This window comes from Paraburkholderia sp. JHI2823 (assembly GCF_038900695.1).
GTDB classification, from domain to species: Bacteria; Pseudomonadota; Gammaproteobacteria; order Burkholderiales; family Burkholderiaceae; genus Paraburkholderia; species Paraburkholderia mimosarum.
This window is the reverse complement of the sequence record NZ_JAYMRY010000030.1, coordinates 72,022-92,830: the sequence shown is the minus strand read 5'-3', so window position 1 is coordinate 92,830 and position 20,809 is coordinate 72,022. Positions and strand designations below refer to the sequence as shown.

The 20,809-nt window shown below is 66.1% G+C and carries 22 protein-coding genes; 14 read left to right on the top strand and 8 right to left on the bottom strand.

What is annotated here, in order from left to right:
* Positions 1–202: 202 nt before the first annotated feature.
* The 14 genes from VSR34_RS26930 to VSR34_RS26865 all read left to right on the top strand — a co-directional run bounded on the left by VSR34_RS26930 (position 203) and on the right by VSR34_RS26865 (position 14,132).
* Positions 203–724, top strand: coding sequence for a flagellar basal body protein (locus tag VSR34_RS26930; protein WP_028212028.1), 522 nt, complete (start codon positions 203–205; stop codon positions 722–724).
* Positions 725–834: 110 nt separating this feature from the next.
* Positions 835–1,260 carry a flagellar basal body rod protein FlgC gene (flgC, locus tag VSR34_RS26925; RefSeq protein ID WP_028212029.1) on the top strand — a complete coding sequence of 142 codons (426 nt, stop codon included), beginning with the start codon at positions 835–837 and terminating at the stop codon, positions 1,258–1,260.
* A gap of 199 nt (positions 1,261–1,459) precedes the next feature.
* Positions 1,460–2,116, top strand: coding sequence for a flagellar hook assembly protein FlgD (locus tag VSR34_RS26920; RefSeq protein ID WP_081716005.1), 657 nt, complete (start codon positions 1,460–1,462; stop codon positions 2,114–2,116).
* A gap of 26 nt (positions 2,117–2,142) precedes the next feature.
* Positions 2,143–3,381: a flagellar hook protein FlgE gene (gene flgE, locus VSR34_RS26915; RefSeq protein WP_342964039.1), complete on the top strand. Its 1,239-nt coding sequence runs from the start codon at positions 2,143–2,145 to the stop codon at positions 3,379–3,381.
* Between the two features lie 27 nt (positions 3,382–3,408).
* Positions 3,409–4,167, top strand: coding sequence for a flagellar basal-body rod protein FlgF (gene flgF / locus VSR34_RS26910; RefSeq protein ID WP_028212032.1), 759 nt, complete (start codon positions 3,409–3,411; stop codon positions 4,165–4,167).
* 64 nt (positions 4,168–4,231) lie between these two features.
* Positions 4,232–5,020, top strand: coding sequence for a flagellar basal-body rod protein FlgG (flgG, locus tag VSR34_RS26905; protein WP_028231363.1), 789 nt, complete (start codon positions 4,232–4,234; stop codon positions 5,018–5,020).
* Between the two features lie 35 nt (positions 5,021–5,055).
* Positions 5,056–5,769, top strand: a complete 714-nt coding sequence (locus tag VSR34_RS26900; protein WP_028212034.1) for a flagellar basal body L-ring protein FlgH — start codon at positions 5,056–5,058, stop codon at positions 5,767–5,769.
* Complete coding sequence (locus tag VSR34_RS26895; RefSeq protein ID WP_028231364.1) at positions 5,763–6,962, top strand: flagellar basal body P-ring protein FlgI; 1,200 nt, start codon at positions 5,763–5,765, stop codon at positions 6,960–6,962. The genes VSR34_RS26900 and VSR34_RS26895 overlap by 7 nt, the downstream gene beginning before the upstream one ends.
* A 10-nt stretch (positions 6,963–6,972) precedes the next feature.
* Positions 6,973–7,971 carry a flagellar assembly peptidoglycan hydrolase FlgJ gene (gene flgJ / locus VSR34_RS26890; RefSeq protein ID WP_028212036.1) on the top strand — a complete coding sequence of 333 codons (999 nt, stop codon included), beginning with the start codon at positions 6,973–6,975 and terminating at the stop codon, positions 7,969–7,971.
* Between the two features lie 238 nt (positions 7,972–8,209).
* Entirely contained in the window at positions 8,210–8,971 is a 762-nt protein-coding gene (locus VSR34_RS26885; protein WP_028212037.1) for a flagellar brake protein, read from the top strand.
* Positions 8,972–9,183: 212 nt separating this feature from the next.
* Complete coding sequence (gene flgK, locus VSR34_RS26880) at positions 9,184–11,211, top strand: flagellar hook-associated protein FlgK (protein ID WP_028212038.1); 2,028 nt, start codon at positions 9,184–9,186, stop codon at positions 11,209–11,211.
* 11 nt (positions 11,212–11,222) lie between these two features.
* Positions 11,223–12,467 (top strand): flagellar hook-associated protein FlgL, encoded by a 1,245-nt coding sequence (gene flgL / locus VSR34_RS26875; RefSeq protein ID WP_028212039.1) that lies wholly within the window; start codon positions 11,223–11,225, stop codon positions 12,465–12,467.
* A gap of 241 nt (positions 12,468–12,708) precedes the next feature.
* The gene (locus VSR34_RS26870; RefSeq protein ID WP_342964038.1) at positions 12,709–13,695 is read left to right on the top strand and encodes a hypothetical protein; all 987 of its coding nucleotides are present in this window, start codon (positions 12,709–12,711) and stop codon (positions 13,693–13,695) included.
* Positions 13,696–13,706: 11 nt separating this feature from the next.
* Positions 13,707–14,132, top strand: a complete 426-nt coding sequence (locus tag VSR34_RS26865; RefSeq protein WP_028231366.1) for a hypothetical protein — start codon at positions 13,707–13,709, stop codon at positions 14,130–14,132.
* A 78-nt stretch (positions 14,133–14,210) separates the two neighbouring features.
* Here the strand turns inward: VSR34_RS26865 and fliR are convergent, their stop codons facing one another.
* From fliR to VSR34_RS26825, 8 genes are all read right to left on the bottom strand, one after another.
* The gene (fliR, locus tag VSR34_RS26860; protein ID WP_028212040.1) at positions 14,211–15,002 is read right to left on the bottom strand and encodes a flagellar biosynthetic protein FliR; all 792 of its coding nucleotides are present in this window, start codon (positions 15,000–15,002) and stop codon (positions 14,211–14,213) included.
* 37 nt (positions 15,003–15,039) lie between these two features.
* Positions 15,040–15,309 (bottom strand): flagellar biosynthesis protein FliQ, encoded by a 270-nt coding sequence (gene fliQ / locus VSR34_RS26855; RefSeq protein WP_028212041.1) that lies wholly within the window; start codon positions 15,307–15,309, stop codon positions 15,040–15,042.
* A 10-nt stretch (positions 15,310–15,319) separates the two neighbouring features.
* Positions 15,320–16,063 carry a flagellar type III secretion system pore protein FliP gene (gene fliP / locus VSR34_RS26850; RefSeq protein WP_342964045.1) on the bottom strand — a complete coding sequence of 248 codons (744 nt, stop codon included), beginning with the start codon at positions 16,061–16,063 and terminating at the stop codon, positions 15,320–15,322.
* Between the two features lie 102 nt (positions 16,064–16,165).
* Positions 16,166–16,660, bottom strand: a complete 495-nt coding sequence (gene fliO / locus VSR34_RS26845; RefSeq protein ID WP_342964044.1) for a flagellar biosynthetic protein FliO — start codon at positions 16,658–16,660, stop codon at positions 16,166–16,168.
* Between the two features lie 161 nt (positions 16,661–16,821).
* Entirely contained in the window at positions 16,822–17,280 is a 459-nt protein-coding gene (gene fliN, locus VSR34_RS26840; RefSeq protein WP_028212044.1) for a flagellar motor switch protein FliN, read from the bottom strand.
* Positions 17,273–18,271 carry a flagellar motor switch protein FliM gene (fliM, locus tag VSR34_RS26835; protein ID WP_028212045.1) on the bottom strand — a complete coding sequence of 333 codons (999 nt, stop codon included), beginning with the start codon at positions 18,269–18,271 and terminating at the stop codon, positions 17,273–17,275. Before fliM ends, fliN begins: the two co-directional genes overlap by 8 nt.
* A 46-nt stretch (positions 18,272–18,317) precedes the next feature.
* A complete protein-coding gene (gene fliL, locus VSR34_RS26830) occupies positions 18,318–18,830 on the bottom strand; it encodes a flagellar basal body-associated protein FliL (protein ID WP_342964037.1) in 513 nt (170 codons plus the stop codon).
* A gap of 352 nt (positions 18,831–19,182) precedes the next feature.
* Entirely contained in the window at positions 19,183–20,805 is a 1,623-nt protein-coding gene (locus tag VSR34_RS26825) for a flagellar hook-length control protein FliK (RefSeq protein WP_342964036.1), read from the bottom strand.
* Positions 20,806–20,809: the final 4 nt, after the last annotated feature.

The following is a 20,809-nucleotide window of genomic DNA, read 5'->3' as shown; positions in this document are numbered from 1 at the left end:
GGCGGCCCCCGCTCGCTTGCTTCGAATAGAGGGGCGCTTTACCGGCTATTCGTCCGATTGGTTCTTGCCACCCGCGCCTAATATTCCACTCCATGCGCAAAAGCCTTCGGGCTGCGCGCCTAACGTTTGCGCGGGATTTCCCGCCGATGGCGAAGCCGCCGCGCCCACGCCGAGACCCCTTTCTTCTCACGGAGAACGCCCGATGCTGGACAAACTCGATGCCGAATTCGCCTTTGGGCGCGAAGCGCTCGATGTGCGCGCCACGCGCCAGGCATTGATCTCCTCGAACATCGCGAACGCCGACACGCCCGGTTACCAGGCGCGCGACGTGGACTTCTCGGCCTCGCTCGCGGGCGCGCTCAGGCAGCAAGGCGCGGTGAGCGGCACGGCGGGGGCCTTGGCGCGCACGGCGGGCGGCAACGCCCAGCCGCTCGCGATGGCGCAGCCGGCAGGCGTGACGAGCGGCATGCAGATGGCGACCACGGAGTCGGCTCACCTCGCCGGCGACGCGAAGCTGATCCCGACGGGCGGCCCGGCCGACACCTACAAGAGCCAGCTCATGTATCGCGTGCCGGTGCAGCCTGCGCTGGACGGCAACACGGTCGATCTCGACACCGAGCGCGTGCAGTTTGCCGACAACGCGCTGCACTTCGAGTCGGGCATGACGGTGGTCTCGCAGCAGATCAAGACGATGCTGTCCGCGATCACCTCGGGCTCGAGCTGATCGAGCGAGCGCGGAGCCACGCACGAGCAACGAGCAAACAACGAGTAAGCAACGAACAAGCAGCGACCAACGCGCGTGTCCCGCGCACTTGATGTGAGGTCAATGAAACCATGCCATCCCTGATGAACATCTTCAGCGTTGCCGGCTCCGCCATGACGGCGGAATCGCAGCGCCTGAACGTGACGGCGTCCAATCTCGCCAACGCCGACAGCACGACCGGCCCCGACGGCCAGCCCTACAAGGCGAAGCAGGTCGTGTTCGCGGTGAATCCGCTCGGCGGCGCGCGCACGGCCTCGGGCCAGCAGGTGGGCGGCGTGAGGGTGACGGGCGTGGTCGACGACCCCACGCCGATGAAAGAGACCTACGATCCCGCCAATCCTTCCGCCAACGCCGACGGCTACGTGACGATGCCCAACGTCGATCCGGTGCAGGAGATGGTGAACATGATCTCGGCGTCGCGCTCGTACCAGGCCAACGTCGAAACGCTGAACACGGCGAAGCAGCTGATGCTCAAGACGCTGACGATCGGCACCTGAGCCGGCAGTCGAGTCGCCGCAAGCACTGCGCAGCAAATTCATAGAACGCAGTCAATACAGAGACCAGCGGGCGCGAAACCCTGTGCCGCCCGCCACCACACGCCACGCACGAAGCGCAATCGAGGAGAACGCGTTGAGTTCCAGCAGCACAACCATCGGTGGGACCACCACCACTGTGTCGCAGCAACTGCTCGACACCATGAACGGCACGAGCTCGGCGAGCTCGGCGGGTTCGTCGGGTTCGTCCTCGTCGACGAGCGCCAGCAACCTGCAGACCACGTTCCTGCAGCTGCTCGTCGCGCAGTTGCAGAACCAGGATCCGACCAACCCGATGGACAGCTCGCAGATGACCTCGCAGCTCGCCCAGATCAACACGGTTTCGGGGATCCAGCAGCTCAACACGTCGCTCACGTCGCTCTCCACGCAGCTGTCGGCGGGCCAGAACGCGCAGGCCGCGCTGCTGATCGGCTCGAACGTGCTCGCGGCGGGCAGCAGCGCCACGGTGTCGAGCGGCACGGCGCCGCAACTAGGCGTCACGCTGCCTTCGGCCGTTTCGGATGTGAAGCTCACGATCACCAACGCGGCAGGCCAGGTCGTCAACACGTTCGATCTCGGCGCGCAGTCGGCCGGCACCGTGCCGGTCACGTGGAACGGCAAGGACAGCGCGGGCAACACGGTTGCCGACGGCACCTACAAGGTCACCGCCACCGCGACGACCAACGGCCAGTCCGCCACGGCGACGGCGCTCGTCGCCAGCCAGGTGCAGGGCGTGGTCCAGCAGTCGGACGGCAGCGCGGGCCTGAAGCTCGCCAACGGCAAGACGGTCGCGCTTTCGAGCGTCGCCGCCATTCTCTGAACACGATAAACGCGGAGTAGACACACATGGGCTACCAGCAAGGATTGAGCGGCCTCCACGCGTCGGCGAACGACCTCGACGTGATCGGCAACAACATCGCGAACGCGAACACGACCGGCTTCAAGCAGAGCACGGCGCAGTTCGCCGACGTCTACGCGAACACCATCGCGACTTCCGTGGGCAACCAGATCGGCCTCGGCGCCGCGCTCTCGACCGTGCAGCAGGATTTCGCGCAAGGCACGATCAACACGACGGGCCAGGCGCTCAATGTGGCGATCAACGGCAACGGCTTCTTCCAGATGTCGAACAACGGCACGATCACGTACTCGCGCAACGGCGTGTTCCAGCTCAACAAGAACGGCTTTATCACCGATGCGGCGGGCCACGACCTGATGGGCTACGCCGCGAATTCCACCGGCGTGGTCAATACGGCGCAGACCGTGCCGCTCCAGGTGCCGACCACCAACATCGCGCCGCTCGCGACGAAGAACATCACCGCGCAGCTGAACCTGAACGCCCAGGCGACGACGCCGACCACCACGCCGTTCAGCGCGACGGATTCGACGAGCTACACGTATTCGACGTCGATCACGACCTACGACACGCTAGGCGGCACGCAGCAGGTCAACATGTACTTCGTCAAGGACGCGACGAGCGGCCAGTGGGACGTGTACGCGGGCCAGAGCGGTGCGGTTTCGCAGCTCGGCACGGCGCAGTTCAGCAGCGCCGGCGCGCTCCAGAGCATCGTGGCCACGGCCCCGGCGACGACCAACGGGACCACGTCGTTCTCGTTCAGCATCAACCCGACGGACGGCTCGACGACGCCGCAGGCGCTGACGCTCGACTTCACGGGCACGACGCAGTACGGCTCGGCCAACGGCGTGAACAGTCTCGCGCAGGACGGCTACGCGAGCGGCACGCTCGCGAACTTCTCGATCGGCTCGGACGGCACCATCACCGGCAACTACTCGAACGGCCAAACCATGGCGCTCGGCCAGATCGTGCTCGCCAACTTCAACAACCCGAACGGCCTCATCGATCTGGGCGGCAACCAGTACCAGGAAACGAACGCATCGGGCGTCGCGCAGGTCTCCACGCCGGGCAGCACGAACCACGGCACGCTCACGGGCGGCGCGCTCGAAGCGTCGAACGTCGACCTGACCAACCAGCTCGTCGACCTGATCACGGCCCAGCGCAACTACCAGGCGAACGCGCAGACCATCAAGACCCAGCAGACCGTCGACCAGACGCTGCTGCAGATGTAACGCGCCTAACCACGTACCGGGCACATCATGGACCGACTGATCTATACCGCGATGACGGGCGCGACCCAGGCGCTCGAGCAGCAGGCCGTCGTCGCGAACAACCTCGCGAATGTCTCGACTACGGGCTTTCGCGCGCAGCTCGCCAACTTTCGCGCCGTGCCGATGGCGTTCGGCGACGGCTCGACGGTGAACGACCAGACCACGCGCACCTTCGTGCTCTCGGCAACGCCTGGGTCGGACATGACGCCCGGGGCGATCTCGCGCACCGGCAACCCGCTCGACATCGCGATCCAGGGCGCGGGCTTCATGGCGGTGCAGACGGCCGACGGCAACGAGGCGTACACGCGTGCGGGCAACCTGCACGTCGATGAAAACGGCCAGCTCGTCACCGCCTCCAACCTGCAGGTGATCGGCGGCGGCGGCCCGATCGCGGTGCCGCCCGGTTCGGCGGTCACGATCGGCAAGGACGGCACGATTTCGGTCGTCGCGCCGGGCAGCCCGCCCAGCGCGGTCGCGATGATCGACCAGATCAAGTTCGTCAATCCGCCGGCGGGCTCGCTCACGCGCGGCGACGACGGCCTCTTTCGCACGGCGGACGGCAATCCCGCCGACGCGGACCGGACCGTGCAGGTCGCGACCGAATCGCTCGAGGGCAGCAACGTGAACCCCGTGGCGGCGATGGTCTCGATGATCACCAACGCGCGCCAGTTCCAGATGCAAACCAAGCTGCTGCAGAACGCAGACCAGAACGAACAGAGCGCGAACCAGCTGCTCAACTTCAGCTAAGCACATTCAAGGCCGCCGGTCTCGCAGATAAAAATCGCAGACCACGGGCCGGGAGAAAGACACCGTGAACCGATCGCTCTACATCGCCGCTACCGGCATGAACGCCCAGCAGGCGCAAATGGACGTGATCTCGAACAACCTCGCGAACGTGAGCACCAATGGCTTCAAGGGCTCGCGCGCGGTGTTCGAGGATCTCATGTACCAGACGCTGCGCCAGCCGGGTGCGAACTCGACCCAGGAAACCGAACTGCCCTCGGGCAGCCAGGTCGGCACCGGCGTGCAGCAGATCGCGACCGAGCGCATCTTCACGCAAGGCAATCTGCAGCAAACGGGCAACTCGAAGGACGTGGCGATCAACGGCGCGGGCTTCTTCCAGGTGCAGATGCCCGATGGCACGACGGCCTACACGCGCGACGGTTCGTTCCAGACCAACGCGCAGGGCCAGCTCGTGACCGCGAGCGGCTACCAGGTGATCCCGGCGATCACGGTGCCGGCCAACGCCACTTCGCTCACCATCGCGAGCGACGGCGTGGTCACGGTCACGACGCCGGGCTCGGCCAACAACACGACCATCGGTTCGCTGCAGCTCGCCATGTTCATCAATCCGGCCGGCCTGCAGTCGAACGGCCAGAACCTGCTTTCGGAAACGGCTTCGTCGGGCGCGCCCACGATCTCCACGCCGGGTCAGAACGCCTCGGGCACGCTCAGCCAGGGCTATGTGGAATCGTCGAATGTGAACGTGGTGCAGGAACTCGTGAACATGATCCAGACGCAGCGCGCCTACGAAATCAACAGCAAGGCGGTCACCACATCCGACCAGATGCTGCAAACCCTCAGCCAGATGCAGGTCTGAGGTCGGATCCCTGGTTAAACAAGTCGGTGAGTACTATGTCGCAGTCCGTTCGAAACCATCCTCGCACCCGCGCGCCGCGCACGGCCGAGTGCCGCGCGCTCGTGGCGGGCGTGGCGCTCGCGTTGCTGGCGGGCTGCGCCTACCTCCCCAACCGGCAGCCGATCACCCAGCAGCCCATGACGGCCGTGCCGCCGCAGCCGCCCGTCAACACCTCGCCGGGTGCGATCTACAACCCCGGCTACGCGGGACGGCCGCTCTTCGAGGACCAGCGTCCGCGCAATATCGGCGACATCCTCACGATCGTCATCTCCGAAAACATCAACGCGACCAAGTCATCGGGCGCGAACACCAAGCGCGGCAGCAGCACGAGCGTCGCGGGGACCGCCAACTTCCTCCCGGGCTTCTTCAACCGGGCGAACCTGAATACGACGGGCGCGAACCAGTTCGACGCCACGGGCGGCGCCAACGCCTCGAACACGTTCACGGGCGTCATCACCGTGACCGTCACGAACGTGCTGCCCAACGGCAATCTCGTCGTGTCCGGCGAGAAGCAGATGCTCATCAACCAGGGCAATGAATTCGTGCGCTTCTCAGGCGTCGTCAATCCGAACACCGTTGCCGGAGACAACTCCGTGCTTTCCACCGAGGTCGCCGACGCGAAAATCGAATACTCCGCGAAGGGCGTGATCGACGAAGCCGAGACGATGGGCTGGCTGCAACGCTTCTTCCTGAATCTCGCGCCATGGTGAAGATCCGTTTTCATGGTTCGCGCCGCTCGCGCCTGAAAGACGCGCTGGCCGCCATCGGTGTGGTGTTGGGCTTCGTGCTGGCCGGCGGCGCACTCGTCGCTTTCGCGACGCCGGCACGCGCCGAACGCGTGAAGGATCTCGCGACCTTCCAGGGCGTGCGCGACAACCCGCTCATCGGCTACGGCCTCGTGGTGGGGCTGGACGGCACGGGCGACCAGACCACCCAGGCGCCGTTCACGACGCAGACGCTCGCGAACATGCTCGCGAACCTCGGCATCTCGATCAACAACACGTCGAGCTCGACGGGTTCCTCGTCGACACTCAACAACATGCAGTTGAAGAACGTCGCCGCGGTGATGGTGACCGCCACGCTGCCGCCGTTCGTGCGGCCCGGCGAGCAGATCGACGTGACGGTTTCCTCGCTTGCCAACGCGAAGAGCATTCGTGGCGGCACACTGCTCCTTACGCCGCTCAAGGGCGCCGACGGCCAGGTCTATGCGCTCGCCCAGGGCAACGTGGCCGTGGGCGGCGCGGGCGCCTCGGCCAACGGCAGCAGGGTGCAGGTGAACCAGCTCGCGGCGGGCCGCATCGCGGGCGGCGCGATCGTCGAGCGCGCCGTGGTTTCGCCGGTCTCGCAGCAAGGCGGCCTCCTCACGATGACCGTCAACGACATGGATTACGACACGACGCAGCGCATCGTCTCGGCGATCAACAACATGTTCGGCGAAGGTGTGGCCATGCCGCTCGACGGCCGCACGATCCAGGTGCACGGCCCCGGCGACCCTTCGGCTCAGGTGGGCTTCATCGCGCAGGTCCAGGATCTCAACGTGACGCCGGCGCAGCCCGCCGCCAAGGTGATCCTCAACGCGCGCACCGGCTCGATCGTGATGAACCAGATGGTGACGCTCGAGAGCTGCGCGGTCGCGCACGGCAATCTCTCGGTCGTCGTGAACACGCAGACGGCGGTGAGCCAGCCCGGCGCGTTCTCGAATGGACAAACGGTGGCGACGCGCCAGTCGCAGATCCAGTTGAAGCAGGACAACGGATCGCTCAAGCTCGTGACGGCGGGCGCCAATCTCGCCGAGGTCGTGAAGGCGCTCAACGCGCTCGGCGCGACACCGGCGGACCTCATGTCGATCCTGCAGGCGATGAAGGCGGCGGGCGCACTGCGCGCCGACCTCGAGATCATCTAAGAGGTGTAACTTGGATAAGACGAACAACGTCGGCGGCAGTCTCGACATCACCAACCGCTTCGCGCTCGACGTCCAGGGTTTCGACGCGATGCGCGCGGCCGCGAACGCCTCGCCCCAGCAGGGCGTGAAGATGGCCGCGAAGCAGTTCGACGCGGTCTTCACGCAGATGATGCTCAAGAGCATGCGCGACGCGACGCCCGACGACAGCCCGCTCGATTCCAGCGACAGCAAGCAGTTCACCTCGATGCTCGACCAGCAGCTTTCGCAGCAGATGTCGAACAAGGGCATCGGCGTGGCGAACGCGATGATCAAGCAGCTCATGCGCAGCATGGGCGGCGCCGACGGCGCGAATGGCGCAGGCGGCGCAGGTGGTGCAGGCGGCGTGGCGGGTGCGATCTCCGGCCTCTCGGGCTCGGACGCGAACGAGGGCAATCTCGCGATGCTCAACGCGCTGGGTCGCGCCTATGGCAATGCAGCGGCCAACGGCTCGCTCGGCAAGGGCACGGGCTACAGCGGCAACAGCGCGCTCACGCCGCCCGTCAAGGGCAACGGCGAAGCCTCGGTGGACGCCTTCGTCGACAAGCTCGCCAACGCGGCGCAGCAGGCCAGCTCGACCACAGGCATCCCGGCGCGCTTCATTCTCGGCCAGGCCGCGCTCGAATCGGGCTGGGGCAAGCGCGAGATCAAGAATGCCGACGGCTCGACGAGCCACAACGTGTTCGGCATCAAGGCGACGAAGGACTGGACCGGCAAGACCGTCTCGACGGTCACGACCGAGTATGTGGACGGCCAGCCGCATCGCGTGGTGGAGAAGTTCCGCGCCTACGACTCGTACGAGGATGCGATGACCGACTACGCGACGGTGCTCAAGAAAAACCCGCGCTATGCGTCGGTGATCAACGGCTCGAAGAGCGCGGAGAGCTTCGCGCACGGCATGCAGCGCGCGGGCTACGCCACCGACCCGCACTACGCGAAGAAACTGCTGACGATCATGCAGCGGATGGCATAAGGGCAAATTCGCCCATCGCAAACGTTGCCTCGGCGTAGTTGCTGGAAGAAGCCGCGCCAGCGGATTTCGTGGCGGAAACAGGCGCACTTTTTTTGTGCCCAATCCCTAAATTTTTCGAACGGCTTGCCGCTAAAGCAGGCGAGATGAAAAAGCAAACCGGGCGGTAGGACCGCCCGAACGGCGCGCGCGGGCCGGTCCCGCTGGCGCGCTGGCACGTTCACGAATTTCCGGCAGGCCGATGAATACCGTTCAGACGAATCCACAGGAAGCAGGCGAGGGCGCGGATGGCTCCCACGATTTCGGGCGCCGCAATCCGCTCGAGATCGGCGTCCAGCTACGCAATCTCCTCAACCGCGGCGACTTCCTGACCCTCCAGTACCGCGGCGGGCAGCTCGTCACCCGCGTTCTGGCCGTCAACGGGCGCGAGCAGACTTTCGTGTTCGACTGGGGCGCGCTGCCCGAGCAGAACGCGGGCGTGCTCGCCGCGCCTGAGTGCCTGTTCCATGCGTCGCCCGAAGGCGTGCGCGTGGAGTTCAGGACGGCCACGCCGCGGCGCACCGAGTTCGAAGGACGCCCCGCGTTCGAAGCCAGTTTCCCCGAAGTGCTGTTCTACGTGCAGCGGCGCGAGTACTTCCGCGTCGACACGCCCGTGCTCGAACCGTGCATTTGCCGCGGCGATCTGCCGGGCGGCGGCCCCCGCTTCGCCTACGAGGTCCATGACCTCTCGCTCGGCGGCCTCGGACTGCGCACGACCGACGAGCGCGTGGCGGATCTCCCCATGGGCCTGCAACTTCCCGACGCCGAGCTCGACCTGCGCGCGCACGGCAAGCTGCGCGTGGACCTCTCGCTCGTCGTGCAGCGCTTCATCGACCTGCCCAATGGCGACCGCCGCTATCACCTGGGCTTTCGCTTCGAGGCGCTGCCCGGCTCCGCCGAGAACACGCTGCAGCGCTACATCACGCAGCTCGAGATGAAACGCCGCGCGCTCGCGCGCGCCTGAGCGCAGGCGTCGCCGAACCGGCGCACGGCGCGCCGGTTCGCCCGGCGCGCACTCCCAGGGATACCTAAGGACCCTGGGGTAGCCACCGGGCTGCAATCTTCGCGCTAACGTTTTCGCCCTCATCGAGCGCTTAATTTTCGCAGTGCGCTGCCGATATACCGTGAGTTCACTTCGCGGCTTGCCAGGGGGCAGCCCGCTTTCGAGGATCACGCATGTCCAACATCTTCTCGATCGGTCTGAGCGGCCTGCAGGCTGCGCAGATTGGTATCTCGACCACCGGCGAGAACATCAGCAATTCGACGACCCCGGGATACAACGTCGAATCGCCGGTGTATCAGGAATCGGCCGGTCAGTACACGTCGAGCGGCTATATCGGCGGCGGCGTCACCACCGCGACCGTGCAGCGCGCCTACAGCCAGTACCTCACGACGGCGCTGAACAACGCACAGTCGACCAGCAGCGCATACACGGCCTCGTACACCCTCGCCACGCAGCTCGCGAACCTCGTGGGTAGTCCCACCTCGGGCATCTCGACCGCGATCACGAACTTCTTCACCGGGCTGCAGAACGTCTCGAATTCGCCTTCGAGCACGGCAGCGCGCCAGACCGTGCTCTCCGACGCGCAGACGCTCGCCACCCAGATCAACGCCGCGAGCCAGCAGTACGACTCGATGCGCCAGAGCGTGAATACGCAGCTCACGAGCGCCGTCGCGCAGATCAACACCTACACGCAGCAGATCGCGAAACTCAACGGGCAGATCACGGCCGCGAGCGCGGGCGGCCAGCAGCCCAACCAGCTGCTCGACCAGCGCGATCAAGCCGTGGCGAGCCTCTCGCAACTGGTCGGCGTGCAGGTCGTGCAGGGCAGCAGCGGCTACAGCGTCTTCCTCGGCAACGGCCAGCCGCTCGTGGTGAGCAGCAACAGCTACAACCTCGGCACGCAGCCGTCGAACGCGAATCCGTCCGAACTCGACGTGACCTGGGTGGGCCAGAACGGCGCCAGCCCCGCGTCGCTCGGTACGCCGCAGGTGCTGGGTTCGGCGGCGGTGCAAGGCGGCACCGTGGGCGGCCTCGTCTCGTTCGTGCAGAACACGCTCGATCCGGCCGAATCGCAACTGGGCGCGATCGTCACGAGCTTCGCCTCGCAGGTGAACGCGCAGAATGCGCTCGGCCTCACGCTCTCGGGCGGCCAGGGTGGCGCGCTCTTCACCGTGGGTAATCCGGTCGTCACCGCCAGTTCGACGAACCCCGACCCGTTGACTTCGGTGAGCGCGACGCTCACGAACACCACGCAGCCCCCCACCGACACTTTCAAGCTCAGTTACGACGGCGCGAACTGGAACCTGACCGACACGACGACGAACACGGCGGTTGCGTCCGTGCCGAACGGCACGGCGCCGCTCACGATCGGCGGCTTTTCGATCACGCCTTCGGGCACGCTGAGCGCGGGCGATTCGTTCACGATCGAGCCGACATCCGGCGCGCTTGCGAGCTTCGCGGTCGCCACCAGCGACCCCGCGGCCATCGCGGCAGCCACGCCGGTAGTCGTTTCGGCATCCACCACGAACGCCGGCACGGCCAACGTCACGCAAGGCGCGGTGGGCACGGGCTATTCGACGACCAACCTGCCGGTCACGCTGACCTACGACTCGACCACCGGCATGTTGACCGGCCTGCCCAACGGCACGACGGTGACGATCACCACGCCCGGCTCGACCACGAGCACGAGCGTGACGATCAACAGCGCGGCGACGCCCCCGGTGACCGGTGTCAGCTACAACCCGGCCACGGGCGCCACGTACACGATCACGAACCTCACGGACTCGACCGGCGCCAATGGCGTCGCGACCAACGTGAGCTTCACGATGACGGGCACGCCGTCGAACAAGGACACGTTCACGGTGGCGGGGAACAAGAGCGGCACGCAAGACGGCCGCAACGCGCTGGCGCTTGCGAATCTCACTTCGAGCACGGCGTTCACCGGATCGGCCACGCTCACCACCGCGTACGCGAATTACGTCAACACGATCGGCAACGCCGCGAGCGATCTCAAGGCATCGAACACGTCGCAGCAGTCGCTCGTCACGCAGCTCACTTCGCAACAGCAGTCGGTGCAGGGCGTGAACCTCGACGAAGAAGCTGCGAACCTGATGAAGTATCAGCAGCTATACCAGGCAAACAGCAAGGTGATCCAGACGGCGGCGACGCTGTTCCAGACCTTGATCGGCATTATTCAGTGAGGCGCTGACCCATGCGTATCGCGACTTCCCAGATTTTCTCCTCCAACGTCTCGACGATGGAGAACCAGCAGTCCCAGCTCCTGCAGATCCAGCAGCAGATCTCGACCGGCGTGTCGATCTCGAACCCCGCCGACAATCCGCTCGGCGCCGCGCAGGCCGTGACGCTTTCCGCGACCAGCGCGACGCTCACGCAGTACTCGGCGAACCAGACGACGGCGCTCACCGCGCTGCAGCTCGAGGACACGACGCTCACGAGCGTGACCAGCACGATGCAGAGCATCCACTCGCTCATCATCGAAGCACAGAACGGCTCGCTCACCGACACGGCGCGCCAGGGCATCGCCCAGCAGATGCAGGGCTATCGCGATCAGCTGCTCACGCTCGCCAATACGACGGACGGCGCCGGCAACTACATTTTCTCGGGCTTCCAGAGCACCTCGCAGGTGTTCTCGAACAAGTCGGGCGGCGGCGTGACGTACAACGGCGACGCAGGCCAGCGCGTGATTCAGGTGGCCGGCTCGCGCAACATCGCCGTGGGCGATACGGGTACGGCGGTGTTCCAGAGCGTGCAGGCGGTAGGCTCCGACATCGTGGCCTCGGGCAACGCGGCGAACAAGGGCACGGGCGTGATCAGCGGCGTGACGGTCACGGACCCGACGCAGGCGACCAACAACGACAACTACTCGATCGCGTTCGGCACCGACCCCGTCACCGGCGCGCTCACCTACACGGTGACCGACAACAGCGCGAGCCCGGCGACGACCACGACGCCCGCCACGTTCACGTCCGGCAACGCGATTTCGCTCGGCAGCGGCATGAACGTGACGATCACGGGCACGCCTTCCGCAGGCGACACTTTCGGGGTCACGCCCGCCACGGCTTCGCAGAACACCGATGTGTTCGCCAGCATCGACAGCATCATCGGCGCGCTGAACACGCCCGTGAGCGGCTCGACCGCGGCGGTCGCCAGCCTCAACAACGCGCTGAACACGGGCCTCACGCAGATCGGCAATTCGCTGTCGAACGTCATCACCGTGCAGGCTTCGGTGGGCGGCCGCGAGCAGGAGGTGAAGGCCTTGCAGACGGTCACGTCGACCAACTCGCTGCAGATCACGTCGAACCTCTCGGACCTCACGAGCACCGACACGGTGGCCGCGATCAGCCAGTACGAACAGCTTTCGAATGCGCTCACGGCCTCGCAGAAGAGCTTCGCGGCGACGCAGAACCTGTCGCTGTTCCAGTACATCAATCCCTGATCGCGAGCGGTCGGGCGATCGGGCGGTTGACCAGGAAAGCGGACTTCGGTCCGCTTTCTTTTTTGTTGGACGCCGCAAAACTACTGACCGGCTCGACACTGGGGCACCCGGTCCCGGTTTGCCGGAGGTCCACACCGGCTCGGCTCGTTTCGCTCGTGTTGTCGGCCTTTTATCCCACCGCAAAGCCTCCCGTCTCGCTGCGTGCTAGATATACCGGCCTCAGATCGATGCGGAGGAGAACATGTCGCTTCCCGAATGGGGGTATTCGTATAACGCGCTGTGCGTGCCTTTAACGAGCGACTGGCAATGCTCACTCGTGCCCGTGAGTGACGTGGAGGACGTTGATCGCGGCTGGACTCTCTCTTTCGAGGAGCGGCAGAAAGCGCGTAAGCAACGCGAAGAAACGATCGAACAGGATCGGAAGGACTTCGACCGGTTTTTCCGAACTTCCATCAGGCGGTGCCACGCGCGTGCGTGTCGTGATTTCAGCGCCTATGCCGCGTTTATCGGCGAACACCTGCGGATCTCGGGCCTGTCTGCACCAGTCGACGGCGAAGACGTGACGCGCATTCTCCGTGACGCGGTACGCGATGGCCGGATCGTTCCAGCTATCGACCGGGCGTGGCGGGGTAGTCGGCGGGTTGCCCGGTTCTACGCACCCCAGAGCTGGCCGAAACGGACACCAGACCCTAAGCCGACCGTCTACGGGGTCCATGACGGCCAGTTCGTACCGCTTGATGAGAACGGATGCTTTGTCGATCGCACGGCATACGTGCCGTTTGCCGTCAGGGCAGCCGCGACCGTAAGCAACGCCGCAGGTTCTCGCGGCGGAACTGGTTGGCCTCGCGCGGTTGATGTGGCTGCGGGAGCCGTGCTCGGGGCGTACGATTCAGATGGCAATGAACTCGGCAGCGACACGCGTGAGTCTCGCGTGTTCAGCGATGACAATGGCGACACCTCGACGCGGCTTGGTGATGCGCAGCCGTTCAATTATCAGCCTGATCTGCGTCACGACGATGCATTCGATATTGCGAAGACACCCAATGAAGGCGAGCCGGGTACGTGGTACACAAACCCCGGCAGTGGCCAGATGCGCCGATATGGAGGCGATGGCAAGGCAGTCGTAGATTTCGATTTTGACCACGACCATGGGCAGGGTGTCCCGCACTCGCACAACTGGGAGAGTGGCGTGCGCGGTCCTGGAGTTCCCTTTTCTTTATTGCCGTGAGTGTTTTCGTTATGGATACGTACATTGATATCGGAAGCGTTGCGGATTTTCCGAGCTTTCACGATGCCGAATTGCGCGGAATTGAACACGATCCCGAAGCGCGTTCCCTTACGCTGCGCTTCCGCCGCGTTGGGGGCGAAGTTGAAGTGTTGAAATTCTTCGAGGTTGTCGCGCAACGCCTGATCGATTTCGCCGGTCAGAATGTCGCGTCGAGGCTTTTGATCTCACCAAAACACACCTTTACGTCCGCTGACGCGCAGACATGGGTGCAGTGGATCAACAGTCGCGATGATTCGAAAGGTACGGGGATCAGCGGGGAAGAAGGCGATAAGTACGCGTCCGATTTTCGGGCCGGGCGGCTAACGCTGTTCGTGCTTGAGCCATCGTGTGGCGCAGAAATGGCGGTGCTGTGCGAGTCCGTGTCAATCAAACGGTAGAGAGCGTTCCAACGTACGTGTCCGAAAAGTCCCTGCGAGTCGCATGATTGAAACCTGTTTGCGCCAACGGAACCCCCTTCACCCCGGCGGCCGCAGCGCGCCCGCCACGCGTCCCATCTGCTCGATGCCGCTGTCGAAGAGGCGAGCGAAGTAGGGAATCAGGTTCGGCATCATGAGCTGGATGAGCAACAGGCCGACGAGCATCGTGAGCGCAAAGCCGATCTGGAAGATGCCGATTTGCGGGGCCGCGCGGTTGAGAATGCCGAGCGAAAGATTGGTGATGAGGAGCGCGACCACCACCGGCAGCGCAAGCAGCAGGCCCGAGGAGAGGACCGTCGCGCCATAGCCCGCGATCAGCCGCCAGCCCGAGGCGCCCAGCACGCTCGCCGTGACCGGCACCGACTGGAAGGTGGCGACGAGCGCCGCGATCATCTGCAAATGGCCGTCGAAGGCGAGGAACGCGAGCATCGCCATCATGTTCAGCCAGGAGGCCAGCGCGGGCGTGCTGGTGTTGGCCTGCGGGTCGAAGAAGCTCGCGAAGCCGAGGCCCATGCCGAGGCTCATGAGGTCGCCCGCCATGGTGATGACCGCGAACACGAGCTGCATCGTGAAGCCGAGCGCGACGCCGATCAGGAACTGGTTGACGAGAATCCACACGCCCTCGGCCGAGAACACCGTGACCTGCGGCATGGCCCCGAGCGTGGGCGCGACGATCAGCGTGATGAAGCCCGCGAGGCCGATCTTCACGCGCGTGGGCACAGAGCGGTTGCCCACGACGGGCGCGACCGCCACGAGCGCGAGAATGCGCGTGAACGGCCAGAGGAACGCCGTGAGCCAGGCGTTGAGCTGCGCGTAGGTGACCGTGAACATCGTGGGCGGCAGAGGGCACGCGGCGGCGCGGCCGCGTTTAACCCGCGAGCTGCGGAATGCTCGTGAACATGCGGTGCATGTAGTCGAGCATCGTCGTGAGCATCCACGGCCCGGCGATCACGAGCGTGACCGCGATGGCGATCAGCTTGGGGATGAACGATAGGGTGGGTTCGTTGATCTGCGTAGCGGCCTGGAAAAGGCTCACCACGAGACCCACGACGAGCGAGACGAGCAGCAGCGGCGCGGCGAGCAGCAGCGCGACGTACATCGCCTCGTGGGAGAGCGTCATGACCATTTCGGGCGTCATGTTCGGATCCTCAGATGAAGCTCTGCGCGAGCGAGCCGATGAGCAGCTGCCAGCCATCCACGAGCACGAACAGCATGAGCTTGAACGGCAGCGAAATGGTCGCGGGCGAGACCATCATCATACCCATCGACATGAGCACGCTCGCCACCACCATGTCGATGATGAGAAACGGAATGAAGATCGTGAAGCCGATCTGGAAGCCCGTCTTCAGCTCGCTGGTGACGAACGCGGGCACGAGCAGCGTGAGCGGCACTTCTTCGGGGCCCTGCATCGGCGCCGCGTGCGAGATGCGCGCGAAGAGCGCGAGGTCGGACTCGCGCGTCTGGCGCAGCATGAAGGTCTTGAAGGGCGCGACGCCACGCGCCACGGCGTCGTCCATCGAGATCGTGCCGGCCGAGAACGGCTTGTAGCCGTCGTTGTACGCCTTGTCGAGCACCGGCGACATCACGAACAGCGTGAGAAAGAGCGCGAGGCCCACGAGCACCTGGTTGGGCGGCGAGGTCGTCGTGCCGATCGCCTGGCGCAGCAGCGAGAGCACGATGATGATGCGCGTGAAGCTCGTCATCATCAGCACCATCGCGGGCAGGAACGACAGCATCGTGAGCAGCAGCATCGTCTGCACGCTCAGCGAATACGTCGTGCCGCCGTTCGGGCCGGGGCTCGTGTTGAAGGCGGGCAGGCCAGCCGGCGGTGCTGCCGCTTGCGCGTGCGCGACGTGCGGCAGCGCGAAGGCGAGCGCGAGCGCGCCGAGCATCAGCGCGAATGGGAGCGCCGTTCGGGCGAGCTTCGCGAGGGAATCCGCGCGTGCGCGGGCGTCGCCGCCTGCGGGCGCCGCGTGAAGGGAACTGCCTTGCATTTACTGCGCTCCGCCGTCGTGTCGTGTGAAACGCGTCTTGAAGCGTTTGTCCGCCTCGCCTTTCAGCGCGTCACGAAAGCGCTGGGCGAAGGTGCCTGAGAGGCCGGAGCCCGGGTGGCCGCTCGCGGCCATGGCGCCGGCGGGGAGTTCGCCCGCGGGCATGGTGTGCAGCAGCCGCACGTTGCCGGGCGCCGCGCCGAGCACGAGCCAGGTATCGCCGATTTCGACCACGGCCACGCGCTCCTTGCCGCCGAGCGCGGCCCCGCCGATGGTCCTCACGAGCGCGTTCCTCGGGCCGCCTTGCAGGCCCAGACGCCGTGCGAGCCAGGCGCAGCCGAACACCACGCCGATCACGACCGCAAGGCCCAGCACCGTCTGCACGACGGCGCCGAAGCCGAGCGCGGGCACTGCGCTGCCGGCCATCACGGCGGAGGCGCCCGAAGCTGCACGCGCGGCTTCGTTGATCGCCTGGAGATCGGCGGCACGCGCGCTCATCACGGCGAAAACCGCGGCGAGCCCGAGCGAGAGGTGCACCGCGAGGCGCGACGCAAAGCGCAGCGCCCGCGCGCCGCGGGATTGGCGGATCAGCCGCGAGACCTGGCGTGAGGCGTGCTGCAAAGCGCGCGTGTGCGCCGCGCCGCGAACTGCCTCGCGGTTCATCGGTTCAGCTTCCGGATCCGCTCGGACGGCGTGATGATGTCGGTCAGGCGAATGCCGAACTTGTCGTTCACGACCACCACTTCTCCCTGGGCGATGAGGCAGCCGTTCACGAGCACGTCCATCGGCTCGCCGGCCATGCCGTCGAGTTCCACCACCGAGCCCTGCGCGAGTTGCAGCAGGTTGCGGATGGCGATCTTGGTGCGGCCCAGCTCGACGGTCATCTGAACGGGAATGTCCAGAATCATGTCGATGTCGTTGGCCGTCTTCGTCGAATCGACCTTCGAGAGCGACTGGAACACGGCCGCCGGTTGCGCGGCCGGCGCTTCGTTGCTGTTCTGCTCGGCAAGCGCGCTCGCCCAGTCGTCCATGGAGTCGCCGCCCGCTTCCTGCACAGCGGCGTCGAAACCCGGGTCGAGCACCGGCTCGTCTGCGCTCGTGCCGTTTACATCACTCATATCCACCTTCCTTCATCGTGTCGGCTGCGCTGATCATCTTCTGGACCCGCAACGCGTATTGACCATTGAAAATTCCGTAGCCGCACTCCATCACCGGCACGCCGTCGACCTTGGCGACGATGTGCTCCGCGATGTTGATGGGCAGCACGTCGCCCTTCTTCATGTTCAGGATCTGCTCGAAGGTGACGGGCACCTGCGCGAGGTCGGCCGTGAGCTGGACTTCGGCGGCCTGCACCTGCTGCGAGAGCACGCGCACCCAGCGGCGGTCCACATCGAGCACTTCGCCTTGCAGCGGCGAGGTGAGCACGTCGCGAATCGGCTCGATCATCGAGTAGGGCATGCAGATGTGCAGCGTGCCGCCCGTCGGACCGAATTCGATCGAGAACTGCGTGACGATCACGATCTCGTTGGGCGTGGCAACGTTTGCGAACTGCGTGTGCATTTCGGAGCGCACGAACTCGAACTGCACCGGCCGCACGCTTTTCCACGCGCTCGTGTAGTGCTCGAACACGAGGTTGAGCAGCTTGCCGATGATGCGCTGCTCGGTCTGCGTGAAGTCGCGGCCTTCCACTCGCGTGTGGAAGCGCCCGTCGCCGCCGAACAGGTTGTCCACGACGAAGAACACGAGGTTCGGGTCGAACACGAACAGCGACGTGCCGCGCAGCGGTTTCACGTGCACGAGGTTCAGGTTCGTCGGGATCGGCAGGTTGCGGGTGAACTCGCTGTACTTCTGCACGCGCACCGGACCGACCGAGATCTCGGCGGTACGGCGCATGAAATTGAAGATGCCGACGCGCAACAGGCGCGCAAAACGCTCGTTGATGATTTCGAGGCCCGGCATGCGGCCGCGAACGATACGCTCCTGCGTCGCGATGTTGTAGGGCCGCACACCCTGCTTGTCGGCCGCACCCGAGTCGGAATCGACTTCGCCGGTGACGCCTTTGAGGAGGGCATCGACCTCCTCCTGGGACATGAACTCGTCGTGACCCATCGTCATGATGACTGGCCCTCCATCGCGGTGGTCATGTCAGCCGCGCTCACTGGACGACGAATTCGGTGAACAGCACGTCGTCGACGTGCATTGGCCTTTCGTTCCCGCCTACGGGCTGCGAGATCAGCACGGCGAGCTCCGTGGCGAGCGCGCGCTTGCCGTCGAGCGGTGCGAGATCGGACGGATGCTTGTTCGAGAGCGCGAGCAAGAGGCGGCTGCGGATCTCGGGCATGCGCGCCACGAGCGCGTCCTGGGTGGCCTGGTTGTCGAGCTTGAGCGTGAGGCCGATGCGCAGGTAGTGCGATTCGCCGTCGTCGGACTGCAGGTTGACGGTCATCGGCTCGAGCGCGTAGTACACGGGCAGAGCGGGCGCCGCCGCGGCGGGCCCAGCCGACGCAGCGGGCACGCCAGCCGGATGGCGCGACATGACGAACCAGGTCGCGGCGGCCGCCGCGCTGGCGGCGAGGATCGCAATGAGCGCGATCACGAGAATGCGCTTCATCGGTCCGGGTTTCGCGCCCTGAGGCGCGGCTTGCTGGGATGCGGGGGTGGTCGCCATGTCGAAAAGTCAGCCAGGATGCGTGCGAGGGTCCGGAGCACCGATCCGATGGTCACTCCGGGCATGCTGCATTGTTCCGGCTTTTTCCTTTCAGCGATGGGAGGAATAGACGGGAGAATTCCGGCTATCTCGTGGTTTTGTTGAAAGCTGCGAACCGGCCGTGGGCAGCGGTGGCGCAGCGCAGGGCGAAGCGGCGCGGTGCCCCGGTCGCCGGTCGCCGGTCGATATGGAGCGCGGGGAGGCTCACGGCGCGCCGTGCGGCCGCTGGCAGTTGCGAGCGCCGCCGCACCGCCCGAACGGGCGTCGGGCAGCGAGGGCGGATGGGGGGGTCGGGGAGATCGTGTGGAAACGGTCAGGCGAACGTGTCGATCAGCCCGACGGTGCGCTGCGTGACGCTCGCGGTGGGGGTGCCGGGATCCTCGCCCGAAGCGACCGTGCCGAGCGTGCCGCCCGAACCCGACGAGCCGGAGCGGCCCGAGCCGCTGCGGTCCTGCTGCGCCTGCTGGTTCATCTGGCGCGAGAAGCCGTCGCTCACGCTCGCGCTGCCAAGGCCGATGCCGTTCTGCTCCATGGCCTCGCGCAGCTTGGGCAGCGCCGCTTCCACGGCTTCGCGCACCTGCTGGTGCTGGGAAACGAAAAGAGCATGCGCGTGGCTTTCCGTCACCTGCAACACGACCTGCAGCGGCCCGAGATCCTTTGGATTGAGCGTGAGTTCCGCCGACTGCTGGTGGGCGTTCGAGAGGAACACGACCTTCTGGCTCAGCGCGTCCTCCCAATCGTTCGTGCCGACCTGCGGCGCGAGCGACGCGGAAGCGGCCGCGGCCGCCGGATTCGCGGTTGCGCTCGCCGCCTGCGCGGCCTGGGCCTGCGCGGCCGTTGCCGCGGCGATGGCGGCCGCCTGGGTCGCGCCCTGGGTGTCGGTCATGGCGGGGCTGGCCGTGCTGGCGGCCGGCGCGACGCCGCCGGACTGCTGCTGGGCCGCTGTGGTGAGCGCATCGGTGACCGCTTTTGCGGCGTCGGGCGTGGCTGAGGTCGCGCTCCTGGCCGCGTCGGCACCCGCCCCGCTGCTGGCCGCCGCGCTGAACGCCTTGTCCTGCGCATGCGCGCTCAGGTGCGATGCAAAGCTGCTGGCGATGCTGGAGCCGGCGCCCGCGGTCGTGCCGGTGGCAGTGCTGCTCGCCGTCGTGCTGGCCGCGCCTGCCGTGCTGACCGCATGGGTGGAGAGCGCCGCCGCGCCGCCGCGCAGCGTCGCGAGCGCGGCTTGCAGGGCATCGTGCACCGACTTCGGGTTGGCGCTCGCGGTGCCTGCACTGCCCGTGCCGTCGCCTGATGCGCCCGCGGCGCCCGACGTGCCCGACGTGCCCGCGCCTGCGGCGGCCGTGGCCGTGGCCGCTGCCGCCGCCGCGGCAGAGGCGACGCCCGCAAGCGTGGTGTCGCCGCTCGTCTGGCTGCCGTCGGTGCTCGCGCCGGTCTGCGTCTGTTGGCCCTGCTGCGCCAGCTGGGCTTGCTGTGCCTGGGCGGAGGCGATCTGCGCGCCCGCGGCTTCGGCCTGCTTTTGCTGGGCGCGTACGGCGTCGGCGCGGCGATCGGTGCCCGACGCAGGCTGCGAGCCCTGGTTCGAACTCGTGCCGGTCGTCTGCGTGCTGTTGCTCGTGCTTTGCGACGCGCTGCTGGTGCCGGTCGGCGCACTCGAACTGGACTGCGCAGCCGCATTGCGCTGCGAGCTTTGCGACGACTGCACGGCCTGACTGGACTGACTGGGCTGACTGGGTTGACTGGGTTGACTCGCCTGCGAGTGCTGGGCGTTCTGCGCGTCGATGTGCTGTTGCAGGCTCTGCGCGAAAGTCTGGCCCGATGCGTCCGACTGGCTGATGGTGTTCGAAACGGCGTTCGATGTGGCGTTCGATGCGGGATTGCCCGTCACGGCGTCGGCGGCGGCGCCGAGCAGCGAGGAAACGGCGGAGAGGAGCGACATGCTG

Coding starts and splice junctions, on each gene's coding strand:
- fliM (WP_028212045.1), bottom strand. CDS start 18,271: ATGGGTCACGACGAGTTCATGTCCCAGGAGGAGGTCGATGCCCTCCTC.
- VSR34_RS26895 (WP_028231364.1), top strand. CDS start 5,763: ATGGTGAAGATCCGTTTTCATGGTTCGCGCCGCTCGCGCCTGAAAGAC.
- fliQ (WP_028212041.1), bottom strand. CDS start 15,309: ATGACGCCCGAAATGGTCATGACGCTCTCCCACGAGGCGATGTACGTC.
- flgK (WP_028212038.1), top strand. CDS start 9,184: ATGTCCAACATCTTCTCGATCGGTCTGAGCGGCCTGCAGGCTGCGCAG.
- VSR34_RS26865 (WP_028231366.1), top strand. CDS start 13,707: ATGGATACGTACATTGATATCGGAAGCGTTGCGGATTTTCCGAGCTTT.
- VSR34_RS26885 (WP_028212037.1), top strand. CDS start 8,210: ATGAATACCGTTCAGACGAATCCACAGGAAGCAGGCGAGGGCGCGGAT.
- fliO (WP_342964044.1), bottom strand. CDS start 16,660: ATGAGCGCGCGTGCCGCCGATCTCCAGGCGATCAACGAAGCCGCGCGT.
- VSR34_RS26900 (WP_028212034.1), top strand. CDS start 5,056: ATGTCGCAGTCCGTTCGAAACCATCCTCGCACCCGCGCGCCGCGCACG.
- VSR34_RS26930 (WP_028212028.1), top strand. CDS start 203: ATGCTGGACAAACTCGATGCCGAATTCGCCTTTGGGCGCGAAGCGCTC.
- VSR34_RS26825 (WP_342964036.1), bottom strand. CDS start 20,805: ATGTCGCTCCTCTCCGCCGTTTCCTCGCTGCTCGGCGCCGCCGCCGAC.
- flgC (WP_028212029.1), top strand. CDS start 835: ATGCCATCCCTGATGAACATCTTCAGCGTTGCCGGCTCCGCCATGACG.
- fliN (WP_028212044.1), bottom strand. CDS start 17,280: ATGAGTGATGTAAACGGCACGAGCGCAGACGAGCCGGTGCTCGACCCG.
- fliL (WP_342964037.1), bottom strand. CDS start 18,830: ATGGCGACCACCCCCGCATCCCAGCAAGCCGCGCCTCAGGGCGCGAAA.
- flgF (WP_028212032.1), top strand. CDS start 3,409: ATGGACCGACTGATCTATACCGCGATGACGGGCGCGACCCAGGCGCTC.
- VSR34_RS26920 (WP_081716005.1), top strand. CDS start 1,460: ATGAACGGCACGAGCTCGGCGAGCTCGGCGGGTTCGTCGGGTTCGTCC.
- fliP (WP_342964045.1), bottom strand. CDS start 16,063: ATGCTCGGCGCGCTCGCGCTCGCCTTCGCGCTGCCGCACGTCGCGCAC.
- VSR34_RS26870 (WP_342964038.1), top strand. CDS start 12,709: ATGTCGCTTCCCGAATGGGGGTATTCGTATAACGCGCTGTGCGTGCCT.
- flgL (WP_028212039.1), top strand. CDS start 11,223: ATGCGTATCGCGACTTCCCAGATTTTCTCCTCCAACGTCTCGACGATG.
- flgE (WP_342964039.1), top strand. CDS start 2,143: ATGGGCTACCAGCAAGGATTGAGCGGCCTCCACGCGTCGGCGAACGAC.
- fliR (WP_028212040.1), bottom strand. CDS start 15,002: ATGTTCACGGTCACCTACGCGCAGCTCAACGCCTGGCTCACGGCGTTC.